This window comes from Ornithinibacillus gellani, assembly GCF_003730295.1.
GTDB classification, from domain to species: Bacteria; Bacillota; Bacilli; order Bacillales; family Amphibacillaceae; genus Ornithinibacillus_A; species Ornithinibacillus_A gellani.
This window is the reverse complement of record NZ_QTSZ01000037.1, coordinates 271,705-290,755: the sequence shown is the minus strand read 5'-3', so window position 1 is coordinate 290,755 and position 19,051 is coordinate 271,705. Positions and strand designations below refer to the sequence as shown.

The following is a 19,051-nucleotide window of genomic DNA, read 5'->3' as shown; positions in this document are numbered from 1 at the left end:
TAGATGCGAGGCAATTGGCATATTGTTGCGATTTCAGTAGCAGCAGGGGCACTGAACACCATGTTTAATCAAATGATAATCCCTATCATGTTTATAGCATGGCTTGTGCTCCTGTATGTTACTAAACGACTTCGAAAACTACTGGTTATCATCTCCTTCCTATGCTTCCTCTTTTTTTCATACTATATCCCCACCATTTCTAATCAGTTTGAGACACCGCCTAATGAAAGTATTCGGTTCATGTCTGGAACCATTAAAGGAAATGTCCAATTTACTGATAAAATGCTGCAATTTCAGTTCCTTGATAAACAGAAAAATGATTTATATTTGGTACATTATTATCTATCAAATCCGTCGCAGTCTAATAAGGAATTACATACCAGAATTTACACCGGTGCCGTTTGTACCATTAAGGGTAGAGCAATGCAGCTGGAAGGGTCTAGAAATCCTGGTGAATTTAATTATGGACGGTATCTCGCAGAAAAAGGGATTCGTTTTCGTTTCGAAATGACTTCATTAGAGGATGTTCAGTGCGAAGGGACATCTCCTTTACACAATATTTATCAGTTACAGACAAGATTGAAAGAAAAAGTATCAGCTGTGTACAGTGAACACACAAGTTCGTGGGTTCATGCATTGGTTTTGGGAGATGACTCGAAGTTATCTGAGGAAACCATTGATATGTTTCAGCGCTGGAGTTTATCACATTTACTCGCCATTTCAGGACTGCATATAGGATTAATTGTTGGACTGCTTTATTTTATTAGTATAAAACTGGGCATCTTAACAAAAGAAAAAGCGGATTGGTTGATGATTGTCTTTTTACCTATTTATGCGATCATTGCAGGCGGTGAACCTTCTGTTTGGCGAGCAAGCCTGATGGTTTTGTTATTTATTCTTTTATCTAAATGGCGAATGTACATCAGTACAGTTGATGGAATTAGTATTGTATTTATCCTGTTAATTGTTCTAAATCCATCCCTCATATATCATGTCGGTTTCCAATTTTCATTTCTAGTTACATTTGGCATATTATTATCTTCGGCTTGGATAGCAAAATCGCCAAGTCTATTCATTTCCATGCTCCGTATTAGTTTCATATCACAAATGATTATCCTGCCTTTACAATTTCATTACTTTTATATCGTTCAGCCTCTGTCTATTCTCTTAAATGTATTAATTGTACCTTACTTTTCATTTGTTGTAATTCCGCTTATGTTTATATTAGCTATAATGGTCTATCTTCCAGTTATCCCCAATCTGATAGATATTGTTTTCAAAAAGTTGATGACAAGTGTTATCCAACTTATTAATTATATTGATCAAGTTGCAAATTACCCTTGGATATTTGGTGAGGTACCATTTCTGTTCGGGATAATATATTACGCTGTATTTATTTGTGGAATGATGTTTGCACAAAGTGGACGCCTGAAACGATCATTTTATTATCACACAATGGCAGTTTTTATAATGATGATCCTGCTTATTCGTCCCTATTTTTCTTCTGAAGGCACAGTTACCATGCTGGATGTGGGGCAGGGGGATGCATTTATAATCGAATTACCTTATCGGAAGGGTGTGATTATGATTGATGCAGGTGCAACCTTTCATTTTCAGGATGAAAAGATTTCAGATAAGGTGTATCGTCAAGTGTTGAAGCCTTATCTTCATGTAAAAGGAATATATGAAATTGACGCGATTTTTGCAAGTCATGAGCATGTGGATCATGTAGGTAGCATACCGTATTTGATTCAAGATTTTCGTGTGAAACAAGTTCTTGTCAGCACGTTTTATCCAAATGAATATTGGATGAAGGATGTCGAAATCAAGAGAGTGAAAAGCGGCGAGAGTTGGAAAATTGGTGACCATGTTTTTAATGTTCTTGCTCCATCTATTGATCAGAAAGATGCAAATGAGAATTCACTTATAATCCAGAGTGAATTTGCTGGTTTACATTGGTTATTTATGGGGGATGCGGGTAAGCCATCTGAAAAAATTTTACTGGAGCAAAATCCAAATATACCGGTGGATGTACTCAAAATTGGTCATCATGGCAGCAAATCATCTTCAGATAAAGATTTTATCAATCATGTGCAGCCGAAATATGCCTTCATTTCAGCTGGGATTAAAAACCGTTATGGTCATCCAGCACCAGAGGTAATAGCCACATTGCATGAGGCAGGAATATTTGTATTCCAAACACCTCAGCACGGAGCGGTTATTTATCGTTATCAGGAAGGGAAACAGAATAACAGGCTATTTCAAAGCTATTTACAAATAGAACCATGAAATGAACGGTAAAAACGAAAAAAGAGGCTGCAAATGCAGTCTCTTTTACTATGTATGGTGGGAGATTATCCCTCATGAAAAATGTTATTTTACTTATGAACCAATAACACTAATGGTGACACCGATTGCGAAGATTAAAACAAAAAACAGAAATGAAAAACCAAATCCTTTGATGGAATCAACGACATCGCTATTTTTTGATTGTACGTTTTTTTCAAATTCGTTCATAATCTACCCCTCCTATATCATTTACATTATAAATCAAATTAAAAATAAAATCTACCGGTAACCTCAAAAATCACGCTAGTTGGATTGCCGATAAGTCATAGGTATAAAAAGACTTAGAATTTACGAGAAATATTGGCAACTCACACCAGCTTTAGAAGGTGTTGTCAGCAATAAATATGGTTCATAAGGAGAAAACTAAAGCTATCATTTCTTGTCATTAGATGATGACTGGAAATGTTAATATAGATAGTGGTGGGGCTGTTTATGACAGGCCCATCATTTTTTTACTTGCTATTCTAAAACAGACAGATTACGATTAAAGGTATCACGATAACGGAGTGGTTTTCATGAACTTTAATGAATTATTGAAACGGATCAAACAAGGAAAAATTCCATCTGTTTGTTTATTATATGGTACAGAATCATATTTTATCCAGCGCGCAAAAACCACTTTGGCTGAAAGTGTTTTGACAAAAGACGAAGAGGCGGTTGTCTATGACCTGGAAGAAACGCCCATAGAAGATGTAATTGCAGATGTGGAAACCTATCCATTTTTTAGTGACAGAAAGTTAATCATCGCTACAAATCCAGTATTTCTAAAAGCAAAGCCGGATAAGCTGGCTTTTGAGCATGAATTAACGGCATTTGAACGCTATTTAGAGCAGCCAGTGGATTATTCCGTTTTTGTTATTATTGCTCCCTATGAAAAAGTCGATGAAAGAAAAAAATTAGTAAAGCTACTTAAAAAACGGGGTACAGTAGTAGAATGTAATCCAGTAAAACCAGGAGATATCAATCAATGGCTCAACCAATTGGCAAAAGCAAAAGGAATTACAATCGACTCACACGCATATGAGATATTTGAATCCGAACTGTCAGGTAATCTTCAGATGCTGGAATCAGAGGTAGAAAAACTTGCCCTTTACGTTGGAGAAGACGGGATTGTGACAAAAGAGATTGCAGCAGATTTGATATCTAGAACGGCTAACAGCTCCTCTATGATGCTGGCTGATGCTGTAATCGAGCGTAATCTACATAAAGCAATTTCGATTTCTAAGGAATTACAGATAATGAAGGAAGAACCGATTGCTCTAATTGCCCTGCTTGCCTTTCAGTTTCGTACCATGTTACGAGTGAAGTTACTTAAGCAGAAGGGCTACACGCAGCAGCAAATTCAAAGACAAATTGGTGCCCATCCATATGTGATAAAAATCGCCTGGAATCGTGAAGGCAGGTTTTCAATGGATCGTCTTAAACAAGTTATGGATAATTTAGCCAACACAGATGCCGCGATGAAGCAAGGAAAAATGGAGAAGAACCTGGCATTCGAATTACTGTTATACAATTTAATTCAAGATGATAGTGTAAAACTGTCATAATATGAAAAGCCTGCAAATTGGATTTTGTCCGATTGCAGGCTTTTTAAACATATGTGTTAGCGAGTGAACCGCCATGTTTTATTGTAAATTGGCAATACGTGCCGCAAGTCGTGCTTTTTGACGATTCCCGGTGTTTTTGTGAACCACACCTTTATTAACGGCTTTATTAATGCTTTTGATAGCTTTTTGCTGTGCAGTCTTAGCTCCTTCCAAATCATTTCTGGCAATGAGCTCATTGACATGCTTCAATTGTGTACGCATATCAGATTTTGTACGTTGGTTTACTTTTCTTTTGTCTTGATTAATACGAACTCGCTTATTGGACGATACTGTGTTTGCCATTCCATACACCTCCGAAAATAATCAAACATAAAGTAAAAGCTACATTTTTATTTTACCAATTCAGTTTATTAATCGCAACATTTATGAACGATATTAAATTTGGTTTAAAAGTATGTTTTTGCTACAACTGTATACGCTAATAAAACCGAATAGGATTGAAAGGATGGAAATTATGAAACAAGATGAAAATAATTTCAGTGTTCGGACAGATTTAGCAGTTGAAGCAAAAGACATGTATATCAAACAACAAGAAAAACCGAAAGAAATTCAAGGTATTATTACGAAGGAACGGACAGAAGCAGGGATACAAGTCTCCCACGTACAAATTGATGAAGCAGGTGGGAAGGAAATAGGTAAAAAACCCGGAAACTATATCACCATATACGCTGATGGCGTAAAAAATGAAGATACAAAGAGTCAAGCCAATGCAGCTAAAATATTAGCTGCGGAACTAGAACAACTTATTCGAGATAATGATATTCCAGATGATGGAAAAGCCTTAATTGTCGGGTTGGGGAATTGGAATGTTACTCCAGATGCACTAGGTCCCATGACTGTTGAAAAAGTCATGGTAACGAATCATCTATTTGAATTAAATATGGAAACTGTATCTGAAGGCTACCGTCCCGTTTCAGCTGTATCACCTGGCGTTATGGGAGTAACTGGTATGGAAACAAGTAATATTATTCATGGTATTGTGGAAAAGTTTCAACCGGATTTTATTATTGCAGTCGATGCACTTGCTTCTCGATCAATTGAAAGGATTAATGAAACGATTCAAATTTCGGATTCAGGTATTCACCCGGGCTCAGGGGTTGGTAATAAGAGAAAAGAATTGAGTAAAGCAACATTGGGTGTTCCAGTTATTGCTATTGGGGTTCCTACAGTAGTTGATGCTGTTACGATCACCAGTGATACAATCGATTATATGCTGAAGCATCTTGGAAAGGAATGGAGCGATAAAGATCGCCCTGCAAATGCATTATCACCTGGTGGTTTTACTTTTGGTAAATCAAAATTAACCGAAGAGCATATGCCCGATACGGAAAAACGTCAAGCATTTCTGGGAATGATTGGTACTTTGTCTGAAGAAGATAAACGTGCACTTATTAAAGAAGTGCTCACACCGACTGGACATAATATGATGGTTACACCAAAAGAAGTAGACGGTTTTATGATTGATATGTCTCATTTATTAGCCAATGGAATTAATGCATCATTACATGAAACCGTGGATGTTGATAACCTCGCATTTTATTCTCGCTGAATAATTCTTGGATTTAACTGCAGGCAAAAAGTATGCTTGCAGTTTTTTTGTTGGAAAATATTACACACGGAGGTAAAAGGACATCAACCAAAAAACAATTTCCACGCTTGAAAAATGGTCTATTAAATTAGAAATTGCATAGAATCTATTAAACAGGTCATTTGGAAGTAGAGAGGTGGAAGAATGAATAGAAGATTTCCTATAAAGTCAATCAGATTCCCACTATTAATGAAACAATTATGTTTTTCTGTATTGTTAGTTATCACCTTATTTTTCTTGATTGGTTTACTTACTAGTACGACATCAAATCGTTGGACATCTGATACCGTATCGAATTGGACGAAACGTATGGAAGCAAACACATTTTTTCATTTATTAGCGATGGAAAACACGGCGCTTCAAATACAATTTTCCGATGTATTTGAATTGCCGGGAACAAAAACGGTCTTGCAAATGTTAACAAGTATGAAACCGGATGATCCAATAAGTTTATTTGGTAGTGAACTTCCGGGAATTGGTATGTATCAACAATGGCAAGCTACTGCGAGTGAGGAAATTGGCCATATGGAGCTAGCTTATGAATCACCACCGCCTCTGGATGATATTATCAAAGATCGCGAAGCTGTGATGGATGAAGAAAGTCCAGCATATGATCCGTCCAACCCAGAAAGAAATCTGACTACAGGTAAGAAAAATGTGGTTTTTATATATAATACCCATAATTATGAATCATTTTTTCCGCATTTGCCTGGTGTAACCGACCCAAATTTGGCGCAGCATAAAGAGGTTAATATTACGAAAGCTAGTGACCGATTTGCACAGGCTTTACAAGCAAATGGTATTGGTGCACAAGTTGATCAAACGGATACGATGCTCGCATTAAAGAAGAAGGGCTGGGAGTATCCACAATCCTATCGAGCGTCACGAGATATTGTCAAAGAAGCATTGGCTACCAATAAAGATATTCAATATGTATTTGATTTACATCGTGATTCGATGAGACGAGATATCACAACTGTAACGATTGATGGGGTAGATTACGCAAAAATAATGATAGTTATTGGTAAAGAAAATCCGAACTACAAAAAAAATGCCGCTTTTGGTGCGACATTACATAAACTTCTGGAAAAAGATTACCCCGGATTGAGTCGAAATGTTCTACCAAAGGAAGGGAAGCAAACGAATGGCGTTTTTAATCAAGATTTATTTGATCATGCCATTATTATTGAAATTGGCGGAGTAGACAATACTTTGGAAGAGATATATCGCACAGTTGATATTTTGGCAGATATTTTTAGTGATTATTATTGGGAAGCTGAAAAAGTAAATAAAGAAACGGAGCAGTGATAATTATGTTTCGGCTTATTACCATATTATTATTGTTTGCTATTTGTTTTTTAGGTGGAGTGTTGTATGGGGTTGATCATAGTAAATCGACACAGCCTGAAGTACCAGATGCTGCGATAGAAATACCACAGAAAACAAAAACACCAACAAACAAAAGCACTGCAACAGTAGAACAAACGGCTGTGGAACAACAACCTTCACCAGCTAGAGAACAATTGCTCACCGAAAAAACAGCATCCATATTAGAGGCTGGAATGAAGGGTTTCTTTGAAATCATTGTTCAATTAATGTATCAATTTGCAAAGTTATTTTTCTAATTGTATTGGAATGAATTTTTTCATGGGCGCTATATATTTCGTAAATATGCTAGGTACCTATACATTTCAACCTTGAAACTGCCTGTATCAATTGCTATAATCAATCCTAGCTGACAACGTATCAGAGAGTAGATATTTATTTAATAGCGAATGTTTATTTCTTTTGCGATTGAATGTTAGAAGACATGTAGGAGTGGACATCATTCATGGTAAAAAAACAAAATAAAGTACGTAATTTTTCAATCATCGCCCATATCGACCATGGAAAATCAACTTTGGCCGACCGGATATTGGAAAATACAAAAGCTTTAACTCAAAGAGAAATGAAAGAACAAATACTAGATGCGATGGATTTAGAACGAGAACGTGGTATTACGATTAAATTGAATGCTGTGCAGCTTCATTATACGAGTAAGTCTGGTGATGACTATGTATTCCATTTAATTGATACACCAGGGCATGTCGACTTTACATATGAAGTGTCGAGAAGTCTTGCAGCATGTGAAGGTGCAATCCTCGTTGTGGATGCCGCACAAGGTATAGAGGCGCAAACATTGGCAAACGTATATTTGGCAATGGACAACGATCTTGAAATTATACCCGTTATCAATAAGATTGATTTGCCAAATGCAGATCCTGAACGTGTAAAAAAAGAATTAGAGGACGTTATAGGGATTGACCCAGATGACGTTATTTTAGCCTCTGCGAAAGCGAATATTGGTATTGATGATATTCTAGAGCGTGTTGTAGAGGCGGTTCCCGCACCGATTGGTGATGAAGATAGTCCCTTAAAAGCTTTAATTTTTGACTCGTTATATGATCCATACCGTGGTGTGATTGCATATGTATGTGTGAAGGAAGGTTCCGTAAAAGTCGGTGATAAAATCAAAATGATGGCCACTGGTAAAACATTTGAAGTGAATGATGTTGGTGTATTTACACCAAATCCTGAAAGTAAAGATGCACTTCATGTTGGAGATGTTGGCTATTTAACCGCATCGATTAAAAATGTGGGTGATACCCGTGTCGGCGATACCATTACACATGTACAAGACCCGGCTGACGAGCCATTACCGGGTTATCGGAAATTAAATCCAATGGTTTTCTGCGGTCTGTATCCAATTGATTCTAATAAATATAATGACTTGCGAGAAGCGTTGGAAAGATTAGAATTAAATGATTCCGCATTAGAATATGAACCTGAAACATCACAAGCGCTAGGATTTGGTTTTCGTTGTGGTTTCCTCGGATTATTGCATATGGAAATTATCCAGGAACGTATCGAAAGAGAATTTAATATCGAATTAATTACGACAGCACCAAGTGTTATTTACGAGGTGGAACAAACGAATCATGAGACAATTATTGTGGATAATCCATCCATGATGCCCGATCCTCAAGTGATTGAAGAGATTAGGGAACCCTTTGTTAAGGCGACCATTATGGTTCCAAATGATTATGTAGGAACAGTAATGGAAATTTCTCAGAAAAAACGTGGACAGTTTATTGACATGCAATATTTGGATGATATTCGTGTGAATGTAATTTATCATATTCCATTATCTGAAATTGTATATGACTTTTTTGATCAGTTGAAATCACAAACGAAAGGCTATGCTTCATTTGATTATGAAGTGATTGGCTATCAACCATCCAGTCTGGTGAAAATGGATATTCTATTAAATGCAGAGAAAATTGATGCATTATCTTTTATCGTTCATCGTGACTTTTCATATGAAAGAGGGAAACAAATTGTAGACAAACTGAGGGATTTGATTCCAAGACAACAATTTGAAGTACCTGTTCAAGCAGCGATTGGAAATAAAATTGTAGCTCGCTCTACTATAAAAGCAATGCGAAAGAATGTGTTGGCAAAATGTTATGGTGGGGACATCTCTCGTAAACGGAAATTACTTGAGAAACAAAAAGAAGGTAAAAAACGAATGAAAATGGTAGGGTCCGTGGAAGTACCACAGGAAGCATTCATGGCTGTTCTTAAGATGGATGACGATTAATTGCGAAAGGAGAATCTTTAGCATATGCTGCAAAAGATTTTCCTCTTTTCTTTTATACGGATAACCTACCTGAAAGGGGATGAATGAAATGATTTCTTCGGTTTATATACACATCCCATTCTGTCGATATATCTGTCATTATTGTGATTTCACAAAATTCTTCTATAATGAAGCACTCGCAACGGAATATATTGATGCATTGGTGAATGAAATGAAACAGAATGTGCCCAGAGGAAAACAAAAGGTTCGCACCATCTATATTGGTGGAGGAACACCTACCTCATTAAATATAGCCCAATTAACAACGTTATTTAATGCAATCGTTGATCTTTTTGATATTAATCATTGTGAGGAATTTACGATTGAAGCAAACCCAGGTGATATCGATCCAGAAAAGATTCAATTATTACGAGGGTATGGTGTCAATCGGTTTTCACTTGGTGTTCAAGTTTTTGATGATGAAATGCTACGAGAATTGGGAAGAGCGCATACCGTCAAAGATGTTTATGAAACAGTACATTGGTTAAAGCAGTATCATTACGATAATATAAGCATCGATTTGATCTATTCCTTGCCACATCAAACGGTAGATCATTTCCAACATACTATTGATGAGGCATTATCTTTTGATTTACCGCATTATTCATCATACTCATTGCAGATTGAACCAAAGACGATTTTTTATAATCGTCATAAAAAAGGACAATTGCATCGACCACCGCATGAAGATGAGGTTGAAATGTACATGCGTCTGCAACAGTCTATGCATGATAAAGGGCTCATCGCATATGAAATTAGCAACTTTGCTAAACCAGGCTATGAAAGCAAGCATAATTTAACGTATTGGAGCAATGACTATTACTATGGATTTGGTGCCGGAGCACATGGTTATTTGCCTGGAAAAAGAACAGGTAATATAAGACCCCTACCAGCCTATATAAAACAGGCCATGAAAGATGGACAACCTGTATTACAAGTCGTCCCAATTGGATTGAAGGAAAAGCTGGAAGAAGAATTTTTCCTGGGGTTACGAAAATTAACGGGTGTAGATAAAAAACTATTCCAAGAACGATATGGTTTTTCGTATGATGACGTGTATCGAAAACAAATAGATGAATTAATTCATAAAGGCTGGTTAGCAGAAAATGCGAGCGGTGTGCATTTAACTGAACAGGGAAGATTGTTTGGAAATGATGTTTTTGAGAAATTTTTATTGGATGAAGAGGATTTGAATCATCTGCGTTGACAAAAAATATAGGATTTGATAATTTATTAATAGCATTAGCACTCGGTAAGGTTGAGTGCTAACAGAGGTGAACATCATGCTAACAGATAGACAGTTGTTGATTTTACAAGTCATCATTGATGAATTCATCGAATCCGCTCATCCAGTTGGATCTCGTGCTATTTCCAAAAAAGGACATGTTTCCTATAGTCCAGCAACAATAAGAAATGAAATGGCTGACTTAGAAGATATGGGATATTTGGAAAAAACACATTCTTCCTCTGGCAGGATTCCTTCTGAAAAAGGCTATCGCTATTATGTGGATCATGTGATTGTTCCTACGATGACGCAAAGCAAATTAAATATTATGGAGCATATTATTCAGGATGATTTCTTTGAAATGGAAGAAATCGTACAAAAATCTGCTGAGATATTATCAGATTTAACGAATTATACTTCCATCATCCTTGGTCCAGAAGTTTTTGAAACAAAATTAAAGCAACTGCAAATTGTGCCGTTATCTCAACACAAGGCTGTAGCTATTTTAATTACTGATACAGGTCATGTAGAACACAGATCCTTCACCATACCGGTGGAGATACTTGCATCAGATCTGGAAAAGATGGTAAATATTTTAAATGATCGTCTACATGGTGTACCATTAATTCATCTTCAGGATGTGTTGAATACAGAAGTAGTTACCTTAATGAAAATGTATGTCCAAGATTACGAAAGATCCTATTCTTATTTGAAACATGCATTTTTTAGTGAGCAACCAGTCAACATTTATATAGGTGGAAAGTCCAATATATTAACACAACCTGAATTTAAAGATGTTGAAAAAGTTCGTTCTTTTTATACAATGATGGAGAATAAAGATGAACTCGTTCAGTTGTTCAGCAATATGCAATCAGGTATGAATGTTACGATAGGTCATGAAAATAAATTCGAAGCAATCAAGGATTTTAGTATGATTACTGCAACATATAGTTTGGATAAAGGTCAGCAAGGCACCATCGCATTACTCGGTCCGACCAGGATGGAATATCGTAAAGTGATGACTTTACTAAATGCAGTTGCAAATGAAATGACAGATGCACTATATATATGGTATAAAAACAATGGACAATAAAACAAAGCATTGTGGAAAGAGTGTAATGAGATTGATTGTCTACTCATTACCTCTTTATACTGTACGGATGCATTTGATTGAATTGAATAGTGGAGGTGGCAGCTTTGAATCAAAAACATAAGGAGCAGCCTGCAAACGAAAATGAGGAAGAAACAATCTTAAATGAAGAGACGGAACCAACCGTGGATGAACCTTCTGAAGAAGTGGAAGTGGAAGAAACGCTGGAAGACGTGAACGTTTTAGCGGAACGATTGGCCAAGCTTGAACAGGAAAAACAAGAAGTATTTGATCGTTATGTACGGTTACAAGCAGAATTTGATAATTTCAAAAAAAGAACCCAGAAAGAGAAAGAAGCCGATCGAAAGTATAAGTCGCAGGATTTAATTCAAGAAATATTACCTGCATTGGATAATTTCGAACGTGCATTACAGGTAGAGCTGACGGAGGAAAACGCGAGCTACGCGGAAGGAATGTCAATGGTTCACCGTCAATTAATAGATGCGCTGAAATCTGAGGGTGTAGAAGAAATAGAGACTGTTGGAAAACCGTTTGATCCAAATGTTCATCATGCTGTAATGCAGGTGGAAGAAGCAGATGTGGAATCCAACCATATCGTTGAAGCATTTCAAAAAGGATATATGCTTAAAGATCGTGTGATTCGACCAGCAATGGTAAAAGTAAATAAATAATTTAGTGGTTTGGTTAAGGAGGAAATATAATGAGTAAAATTATTGGTATTGACTTAGGAACTACAAATTCATGCGTATCCGTAATGGAGGGTGGCGAAGCTGTCGTTATTCCTAACCCGGAAGGAAATCGTACTTCACCTTCTGTTGTTTCATTTAAAAATGGAGAAAGACAAGTTGGTGAAGTTGCCAAACGTCAAGCAATTACAAACCCAGATACCATTCAATCTGTAAAGCGTCATATGGGTACAGATCATAAAGAAGTAATTGACGGTAAAGAGTATACGCCACAAGAGGTTTCAGCCATTATCCTTCAGTATTTAAAGTCATATGCTGAGGATTATATTGGTGAAAAAGTAGATAAAGCAGTTATTACTGTTCCGGCATATTTTAATGATGCTGAGCGTCAAGCCACAAGAGATGCGGGAATTATCGCTGGTTTAGAAGTAGAGCGTATCATTAACGAGCCAACTGCAGCAGCTTTGGCATATGGTATTGATAATGGTGATAAAGACCAAACGATACTTGTGTATGACCTTGGTGGAGGTACGTTTGATGTTTCTATTCTAGATATTGGTGATGGAACATTTGAAGTTATCTCAACTGCTGGGGACAATCGTCTTGGTGGAGATGACTTTGACCAATTAGTAATGGACTATATGGTACAAGAATTTAAAAAAGAAAATGGCATTGATCTTTCCAAAGATAAAATGGCTACACAACGTTTGAAAGATGCTGCTGAAAAAGCGAAAAAAGATTTATCCGGAGTCACGCAAACACAGATTTCACTTCCGTTTATCACAGCAGGGGATGCTGGACCATTGCATTTGGAAATGACTTTAACACGTGCCAAATTTGATGAATTAACTAGTGAATTGGTAGAGCGTACGATGACACCAGTACGCAAGGCGCTATCCGATGCAGATTTATCTGCAAGCGATATTGATAAAGTATTACTTGTTGGTGGTTCTACACGAATTCCTGCAGTTCAAGAAGCCATCAAACGCGAAACAGGTAAAGAGCCTTCAAAAGGGGTTAACCCAGACGAGGTTGTGGCACTTGGTGCGGCGATTCAAGGTGGTGTCCTTCAAGGGGATGTAAAAGACGTGCTACTATTGGACGTAACTCCTCTATCATTAGGAATTGAGACAATGGGTGGCGTATTTACAAAGCTAATCGAAAGAAATACAACGATACCTACGAGCCATTCCCAAGTATTCTCTACAGCAGCGGATAATCAAACAGCAGTTGATATCCATGTTCTGCAAGGGGAAAGAGAAATGGCGAACTATAATAAAACACTTGGACGCTTCCAATTGGCTGATATTCCACCAGCACCGAGAGGCGTACCACAAATTGAGGTATCCTTTGATATTGACGCAAACGGTATTGTAAATGTTCGCGCGAAGGATCTTGGTACAAATAAAGAGCAATCCATTACGATTAAATCTTCTTCTGGTTTAAGTGATGAAGAAATTGATAAAATGGTTAAAGACGCAGAAGAAAATGCAGAAGCAGATAAAAAGCGTCGAGAAGAAATTGATCTTCGAAACGAATCTGATCAATTAATTTTCACTACAGATAAGACAATTAAAGACCTAGGTGATAAAGTATCTGATGAAGATAAGCAAAAAGCTGAAGACCTAAAGGCAGAGCTTAAGTCTGCATTAGAAGGAGAAGACTTAGAGGCTATTAAAACGAAGAAAGAAGCACTTGAAGAGCAAGTGCAACAGCTATCTGTAAAATTGTATGAACAGATGGCACAAGAACAACAAGCACAACAAGGACAATCTGAACAAGGTGCAGATGATGATGTAGTTGATGCTGATTATAAAGAAGTCGATGACGAAGAACAAAAATAAAATAAGCTAGATCCAAAAGTCAAAGTCAGGAAATCCTTGGCTTTGACTTTTTTGATAGTAAGGAAAGTGCAAGCATCATATTATTTCAATTACCAGGCTTGGCAGGTGGGTTTTACAATCAACAAAGCCGTGTACTACATCCAACGTAAATGGTTACTTTACATGATGGCTGAATAAGCGTTTATTTGCTATCAAATGTATTAAAATGATAAGATAGGACTTATGCAAAAGTGTATCGGGAGAGTGATTTACAAGTGAGCAAGCGAGATTATTACGAGGTTCTCGGGCTTGGTAAGGACGCTTCTAAAGAAGAGATCCGCAAAGCATACCGAAAACTCGCTAGAAAATATCATCCGGATGTCAACAAGGAACCGGATGCAGAAGGTAAATTTAAAGAAGCTAAAGAAGCCTACGAAACATTAAGTAATGAACAGAAACGCGCCCAGTATGATCAGTTTGGTCATGCCGGTGCCCAAGGGCAAGGTTTCGGAGGTTTTGGTGGTGCGCAAGACTTTGGAGGCTTCGGAGATATATTCGATATGTTCTTTGGGGGTGGAGGCAGGACACAAGATCCTAACGCACCACGCCAAGGAGCAGATTTACAGTATACAATGGTATTGGAATTTGAAGAAGCTGTGTTTGGAAAAGAAACCGAAATTACGATTCCAAAGGAAGAAGAATGTGATACTTGCCACGGGTCAGGAGCAAAACCAGGAACGAAAACAAAAACTTGCTCCCACTGTCACGGTACAGGTCAGTTAAACACAGAACAAAATACACCATTTGGCCGTGTGGTTAATAAACGGGTCTGTCATCATTGTAATGGATCGGGTAAAATCATACCTGACAAATGTTCAACATGTAGTGGTACAGGAAGAGTGAAAAAACATAAGAAAATTTCGATTACTATTCCTGCCGGTATTGATGATGGACAGCAAATTCGTGTATCCGGAAAAGGAGAGGCAGGAATAAATGGAGGTCCTCCAGGAGATCTTTATGTTGTCGTTCAAATTAAGCCACATGATTTCTTTGAACGAGAGGGCGATAATATTTTCTGTGAAGTACCATTAACCTATACCCAAGCAGCACTTGGGGATGAAATAGAAGTACCGACTGTGCATGGTAAGGTTATGCTGAAAATCCCTGCGGGCACACAAACAGGAAAGGTGTTCCGTTTACGCGGGAAAGGTGTACCAAACGTTCGTGGATATGGTACAGGAGATCAGCATATTCATATTCGAATCGTAACACCTACGCATTTAACGGAAAGACAAAAAGAATTGCTGCGTGAATTTAATGAAATTGGTGGTCATGATGCTACAGATGAACAAGGCGGTTCTTTCTTTCAACGATTCAAAAAGGCATTTAAAGGGGAATAGGGTTGGTTAAGCCTGACCCTCTATAATGAAAAGCGAACATGAATGGATGTAGAATACGTAGGATACATTAGAGGATCATAGATAGAAACGTGAAGGATATATGTGGTAAGATGCGGGTATTGACTATCCGCATCTCTATCTTTTCTATTGTGGTGCGTTTAATCTAAAATAGTATTTACATGTAACCATTGTTCGCTTTTTTTATTGACCTTCTATGTATCAAATACTTAGATGAAGAGAGTGGATGTCATTTGAAATGGTATGAGCTTCGTATTCACACAACAAATGAAGCAATTGAGCCAATTGGAAATATTTTGAGTGAACGAGGTGCTAGCGGACTTGTGGTTGAAGACCCAGCAGACCTTGTGCGGGAACATGAATCCAAATTTGGTGAAGTGTTTGAATTAAATCCAGACGATTACCCTACTGAGGGTGTGTACATCAAGACATATTTGTCGGAAACGGATGCTTCCAATGAAAGAATTGAAAAAATTAGATTGGCGATTGGGGATTTAATGAAGTTTGACATTGATATTGGGAACAATGAATTGGCGCTACGAGAAGTACATGAAGAGGATTGGGCAACAGCGTGGAAGACGTATTATAAACCAATCCAAGTAACCGACACGCTTACAATTGTTCCAACGTGGGAACAATATGAAGCCTCTTCTCATGAAAAAATTATTGAGCTTGATCCCGGAATGGCATTTGGGACAGGTTCACATGCAACGACAAAGCTTTGTCTACAAGCAATTGAGAAGTATATTCAAGAAAAAGATACCGTAATCGATGTTGGATGCGGATCTGGTGTACTTGGCATTGCCTCAGTCATACTGGGGGCAGAAAAGGTATATGCATATGATTTAGATGAAGTAGCGGTAAGCAGTACAAAAATAAATGCAGAGATTAATCGAGTACTTGATCACATTCATATACAACAAAACAGTTTATTGGAAAATGTCTCTGTGCAAGCAAATATGATTGTCTCTAATATTTTAGCCGATATTATTATTCAATTTACAGATGATGCGTTTCAACAGCTCCTTCCTGGGGGATATTTCATCACATCCGGTATTATTCAAGATAAAAAGAGTCTCGTGTTAGAGCGACTAAAACAATCTGGTTTTCATGTGGTAGAAATAAATGAATTAGAAGACTGGGTTGCGATTGTGGCACAAAAGCATTCATAGAGCAGGTGTATTTATATGCAAAGATATTTCATTCCAAATGAAGATTGGCAGGATACGAAAGTTACCATAAAGGACGATAATGCGCACCACATACTACGTGTCATGCGCTTTGATATCCATGATAAAATCATATGTAATCATCCGCAAGGTCAAGCAGCAATTTGTCGCATAGCTGATCAGGATGGTAAGGAAGTAGAAGCAGAAATTATCGAATGGCTAAGTGAGCAACCAGAGTTGCCTGTATTTGTAACCATAGCACAAGGGCTTCCCAAAGGCGATAAAATGGATTTTATATTACAGAAGGGAACGGAATTGGGTGCTGCTTGTTTTATTCCTTTTCAGGCAGATCGTTCTATTGTAAAGTGGGATGATAAAAAACAAGCAAAAAAACAGACGAGATTTGCTAAAATTATTAAAGAAGCCAGTGAACAAAGTCATCGGAATCAAATCCCTGAAATGAGAGCGTTGATGGATTTAGATGAATTAATACATGAAGGCCAATCTTATGATCATCGTATATTCGCCTATGAAGAGGAAGCAAAAACTTCACAATTTCATTCTTTTTCTACTACTGTACAAGCGCTTGAAAATGGGCAATCCGTATTGGTGTGTATTGGACCAGAGGGTGGATTTTCGGAGCGTGAGGCAGATTTGCTTAAGCAACATGATTTTATTCCTGTTCGATTGGGACCGCGGATTTTAAGAACAGAAACAGCAGCATTATATGTGTTAGCAAGCATTTCTTACCATCTAGAGGAATTGACAAGTAAATGATTTTAAACAGGTTTTCTGTATTCGATTCCTATATTTTTGTGATATGATAAAACACGATTAAACTAAACTATAAAGTTAATGAAAGGATGCTATATAAATGGCTGAAAAGCTGCCCAAAACCGTCAGTTTTCATACTTTAGGTTGTAAAGTAAACCATTATGAAACAGAAGGAATCTGGCAAATGTTCATGAAGGAAGGTTATGAACGTGTTGATTTCGAACAACAAGCGGATGTCTACGTAATCAATACATGTACTGTAACCAATACCGGTGATAAAAAAAGTCGACAGATTATTCGGCGAGCAGTAAGGAAAAATCCTGAGGCAATCGTATGTGTAACAGGTTGTTATGCACAAACGTCACCAGGTGAAATCTTAGAAATTCCAGGTGTGGACGTTGTTGTAGGTACACAAAATAGAAAAAATATGATTGGTTATATTGAAGAACACCAGAAAACACGAGAACCTGTCAATGGTGTGATGAATATCATGAAAAATCGTGTGTTTGAAGAAATGGATGTGCCTGTGTTTACGGATAGAACGCGTGCTTCATTGAAAATTCAAGAAGGCTGTAATAATTTCTGTACTTTTTGTATTATTCCATGGTCACGTGGTTTGCTTCGTTCCAGAGATCCAGAAAATGTAATCGAACAAGCACAAAAGCTTGTGGATGCTGGATACAAGGAAATCGTACTTACCGGGATTCATACGGCAGGCTACGGAGAAGATATGACGGATTATAATTTTGCAAAACTTCTTTTGGATTTGGAAACAAAAGTGGAAGGTTTAATGCGAATTCGCATTTCTTCAATAGAAGCGAGTCAAATTACCGAAGAAGTAATTCAAGTACTAGATCAATCTGAGAAGATTGTTCGACATTTGCATATACCACTTCAGTCCGGATCAGATTCTGTATTAGCTAGAATGAGAAGAAAGTACTCTAGTGATTATTATTACGAAAAGATCAAAAAGATTCGTAAAGCACTTCCGGATTTAGCAATCACATCAGATGTAATTGTTGGTTTTCCTGGAGAAACAGAGGAAGAATTTAATGAAACCTATTCATTTATTCAAAAGGTCGGATATGCTGAACTACATGTATTCCCTTTCTCTAGAAGAACAGGAACACCTGCCGCACGAATGGATGACCAGGTTGATGAAGATGTCAAAAATGATCGTGTACATCGTCTCATTGAATTATCTAACCAGCTAGCGAAAGAATATGCTTCCCGCTATGAAGATGAGGTATTGGAAATTATCCCGGAAGAAAGAGTTGTCGATACAGAACATCCAAATATGCTCGTCGGATATTCTGATAATTACTTAAAGGTACAATTTGAGGGTACACCCGATATGATTGGAAAACTTGCCCGCGTTAAGATAACAAAAGCTGGTTATCCATATAGTGAAGGTCAATTTGTACGGATTATGGATCATGCTACGCATTCCAGTAGATAGGTAAAACAAGTTCAGCCATAATGTGGCCGAACTTGTTTTTTTACTATTGCATATGTTTTATAAAAAATGTCGATTATATTATTTCAAAACCTAGTTGGTTATTAGATTTATCAACGCATACATGCTATTATAACGGTGAAGTGTATAACAAAGAATGGAAGGA

Annotated in this window: 16 protein-coding genes; 14 read left to right on the top strand and 2 right to left on the bottom strand. The window is 37.3% G+C overall.

What is annotated here, in order from left to right:
- Window positions 1–3 precede the first annotated feature (3 nt).
- Window positions 4–2,289: a DNA internalization-related competence protein ComEC/Rec2 gene (locus DX933_RS11855; RefSeq protein WP_123316638.1), complete on the top strand. Its 2,286-nt coding sequence runs from the start codon at window positions 4–6 to the stop codon at window positions 2,287–2,289.
- Between the two features lie 93 nt (window positions 2,290–2,382).
- On the opposite strand, the gene DX933_RS11850 is transcribed toward DX933_RS11855, so the two are convergent.
- Window positions 2,383–2,517, bottom strand: coding sequence for a YqzM family protein (locus tag DX933_RS11850; protein ID WP_123316637.1), 135 nt, complete (start codon window positions 2,515–2,517; stop codon window positions 2,383–2,385).
- A 347-nt stretch (window positions 2,518–2,864) separates the two neighbouring features.
- On the opposite strand from DX933_RS11850, the gene holA reads away from it, so the two are divergent.
- Window positions 2,865–3,896, top strand: a complete 1,032-nt coding sequence (holA, locus tag DX933_RS11845; RefSeq protein WP_123316636.1) for a DNA polymerase III subunit delta — start codon at window positions 2,865–2,867, stop codon at window positions 3,894–3,896.
- 78 nt (window positions 3,897–3,974) lie between these two features.
- Here holA and rpsT read toward each other — a convergent pair whose 3' ends face one another.
- Window positions 3,975–4,238, bottom strand: a complete 264-nt coding sequence (gene rpsT / locus DX933_RS11840) for a 30S ribosomal protein S20 (RefSeq protein WP_123316635.1) — start codon at window positions 4,236–4,238, stop codon at window positions 3,975–3,977.
- Between the two features lie 172 nt (window positions 4,239–4,410).
- Between rpsT and gpr the strand changes: the two genes are divergently transcribed.
- The 12 genes from gpr to mtaB all read left to right on the top strand — a co-directional run bounded on the left by gpr (window position 4,411) and on the right by mtaB (window position 18,888).
- Window positions 4,411–5,505, top strand: coding sequence for a GPR endopeptidase (gene gpr / locus DX933_RS11835; RefSeq protein ID WP_123316634.1), 1,095 nt, complete (start codon window positions 4,411–4,413; stop codon window positions 5,503–5,505).
- A 183-nt stretch (window positions 5,506–5,688) separates the two neighbouring features.
- Window positions 5,689–6,852, top strand: coding sequence for a stage II sporulation protein P (spoIIP, locus tag DX933_RS11830; protein ID WP_123316633.1), 1,164 nt, complete (start codon window positions 5,689–5,691; stop codon window positions 6,850–6,852).
- A 5-nt stretch (window positions 6,853–6,857) separates the two neighbouring features.
- Entirely contained in the window at window positions 6,858–7,169 is a 312-nt protein-coding gene (locus DX933_RS11825; RefSeq protein WP_123316632.1) for a hypothetical protein, read from the top strand.
- Between the two features lie 206 nt (window positions 7,170–7,375).
- Window positions 7,376–9,184 (top strand): translation elongation factor 4, encoded by a 1,809-nt coding sequence (gene lepA / locus DX933_RS11820; RefSeq protein WP_123316631.1) that lies wholly within the window; start codon window positions 7,376–7,378, stop codon window positions 9,182–9,184.
- An 88-nt stretch (window positions 9,185–9,272) separates the two neighbouring features.
- Window positions 9,273–10,430, top strand: a complete 1,158-nt coding sequence (gene hemW / locus DX933_RS11815) for a radical SAM family heme chaperone HemW (RefSeq protein ID WP_123316630.1) — start codon at window positions 9,273–9,275, stop codon at window positions 10,428–10,430.
- Between the two features lie 76 nt (window positions 10,431–10,506).
- The gene (gene hrcA / locus DX933_RS11810) at window positions 10,507–11,541 is read left to right on the top strand and encodes a heat-inducible transcriptional repressor HrcA (protein WP_123316629.1); all 1,035 of its coding nucleotides are present in this window, start codon (window positions 10,507–10,509) and stop codon (window positions 11,539–11,541) included.
- A gap of 104 nt (window positions 11,542–11,645) precedes the next feature.
- Complete coding sequence (gene grpE / locus DX933_RS11805) at window positions 11,646–12,230, top strand: nucleotide exchange factor GrpE (RefSeq protein ID WP_123316628.1); 585 nt, start codon at window positions 11,646–11,648, stop codon at window positions 12,228–12,230.
- Between the two features lie 29 nt (window positions 12,231–12,259).
- Window positions 12,260–14,089, top strand: coding sequence for a molecular chaperone DnaK (dnaK, locus tag DX933_RS11800; protein ID WP_123316627.1), 1,830 nt, complete (start codon window positions 12,260–12,262; stop codon window positions 14,087–14,089).
- A 254-nt stretch (window positions 14,090–14,343) separates the two neighbouring features.
- Complete coding sequence (gene dnaJ / locus DX933_RS11795; protein WP_123316626.1) at window positions 14,344–15,468, top strand: molecular chaperone DnaJ; 1,125 nt, start codon at window positions 14,344–14,346, stop codon at window positions 15,466–15,468.
- Between the two features lie 251 nt (window positions 15,469–15,719).
- The gene (gene prmA, locus DX933_RS11790) at window positions 15,720–16,658 is read left to right on the top strand and encodes a 50S ribosomal protein L11 methyltransferase (protein ID WP_123316625.1); all 939 of its coding nucleotides are present in this window, start codon (window positions 15,720–15,722) and stop codon (window positions 16,656–16,658) included.
- 15 nt (window positions 16,659–16,673) lie between these two features.
- Complete coding sequence (locus DX933_RS11785; RefSeq protein WP_123316624.1) at window positions 16,674–17,432, top strand: 16S rRNA (uracil(1498)-N(3))-methyltransferase; 759 nt, start codon at window positions 16,674–16,676, stop codon at window positions 17,430–17,432.
- A gap of 97 nt (window positions 17,433–17,529) precedes the next feature.
- Window positions 17,530–18,888, top strand: a complete 1,359-nt coding sequence (gene mtaB / locus DX933_RS11780; RefSeq protein WP_123316623.1) for a tRNA (N(6)-L-threonylcarbamoyladenosine(37)-C(2))-methylthiotransferase MtaB — start codon at window positions 17,530–17,532, stop codon at window positions 18,886–18,888.
- Window positions 18,889–19,051 lie beyond the last annotated feature (163 nt).

What these genes read in the sequence shown, in the direction of transcription:
- DX933_RS11855 (WP_123316638.1), top strand. Translation starts at nt 4, where the DNA reads ATGCGAGGCAATTGGCATATTGTTGCGATTTCAGTAGCAGCAGGGGCA.
- DX933_RS11850 (WP_123316637.1), bottom strand. Translation starts at nt 2,517, where the DNA reads ATGAACGAATTTGAAAAAAACGTACAATCAAAAAATAGCGATGTCGTT.
- holA (WP_123316636.1), top strand. Translation starts at nt 2,865, where the DNA reads ATGAACTTTAATGAATTATTGAAACGGATCAAACAAGGAAAAATTCCA.
- rpsT (WP_123316635.1), bottom strand. Translation starts at nt 4,238, where the DNA reads ATGGCAAACACAGTATCGTCCAATAAGCGAGTTCGTATTAATCAAGAC.
- gpr (WP_123316634.1), top strand. Translation starts at nt 4,411, where the DNA reads ATGAAACAAGATGAAAATAATTTCAGTGTTCGGACAGATTTAGCAGTT.
- spoIIP (WP_123316633.1), top strand. Translation starts at nt 5,689, where the DNA reads ATGAATAGAAGATTTCCTATAAAGTCAATCAGATTCCCACTATTAATG.
- DX933_RS11825 (WP_123316632.1), top strand. Translation starts at nt 6,858, where the DNA reads ATGTTTCGGCTTATTACCATATTATTATTGTTTGCTATTTGTTTTTTA.
- lepA (WP_123316631.1), top strand. Translation starts at nt 7,376, where the DNA reads ATGGTAAAAAAACAAAATAAAGTACGTAATTTTTCAATCATCGCCCAT.
- hemW (WP_123316630.1), top strand. Translation starts at nt 9,273, where the DNA reads ATGATTTCTTCGGTTTATATACACATCCCATTCTGTCGATATATCTGT.
- hrcA (WP_123316629.1), top strand. Translation starts at nt 10,507, where the DNA reads ATGCTAACAGATAGACAGTTGTTGATTTTACAAGTCATCATTGATGAA.
- dnaK (WP_123316627.1), top strand. Translation starts at nt 12,260, where the DNA reads ATGAGTAAAATTATTGGTATTGACTTAGGAACTACAAATTCATGCGTA.
- DX933_RS11785 (WP_123316624.1), top strand. Translation starts at nt 16,674, where the DNA reads ATGCAAAGATATTTCATTCCAAATGAAGATTGGCAGGATACGAAAGTT.
- mtaB (WP_123316623.1), top strand. Translation starts at nt 17,530, where the DNA reads ATGGCTGAAAAGCTGCCCAAAACCGTCAGTTTTCATACTTTAGGTTGT.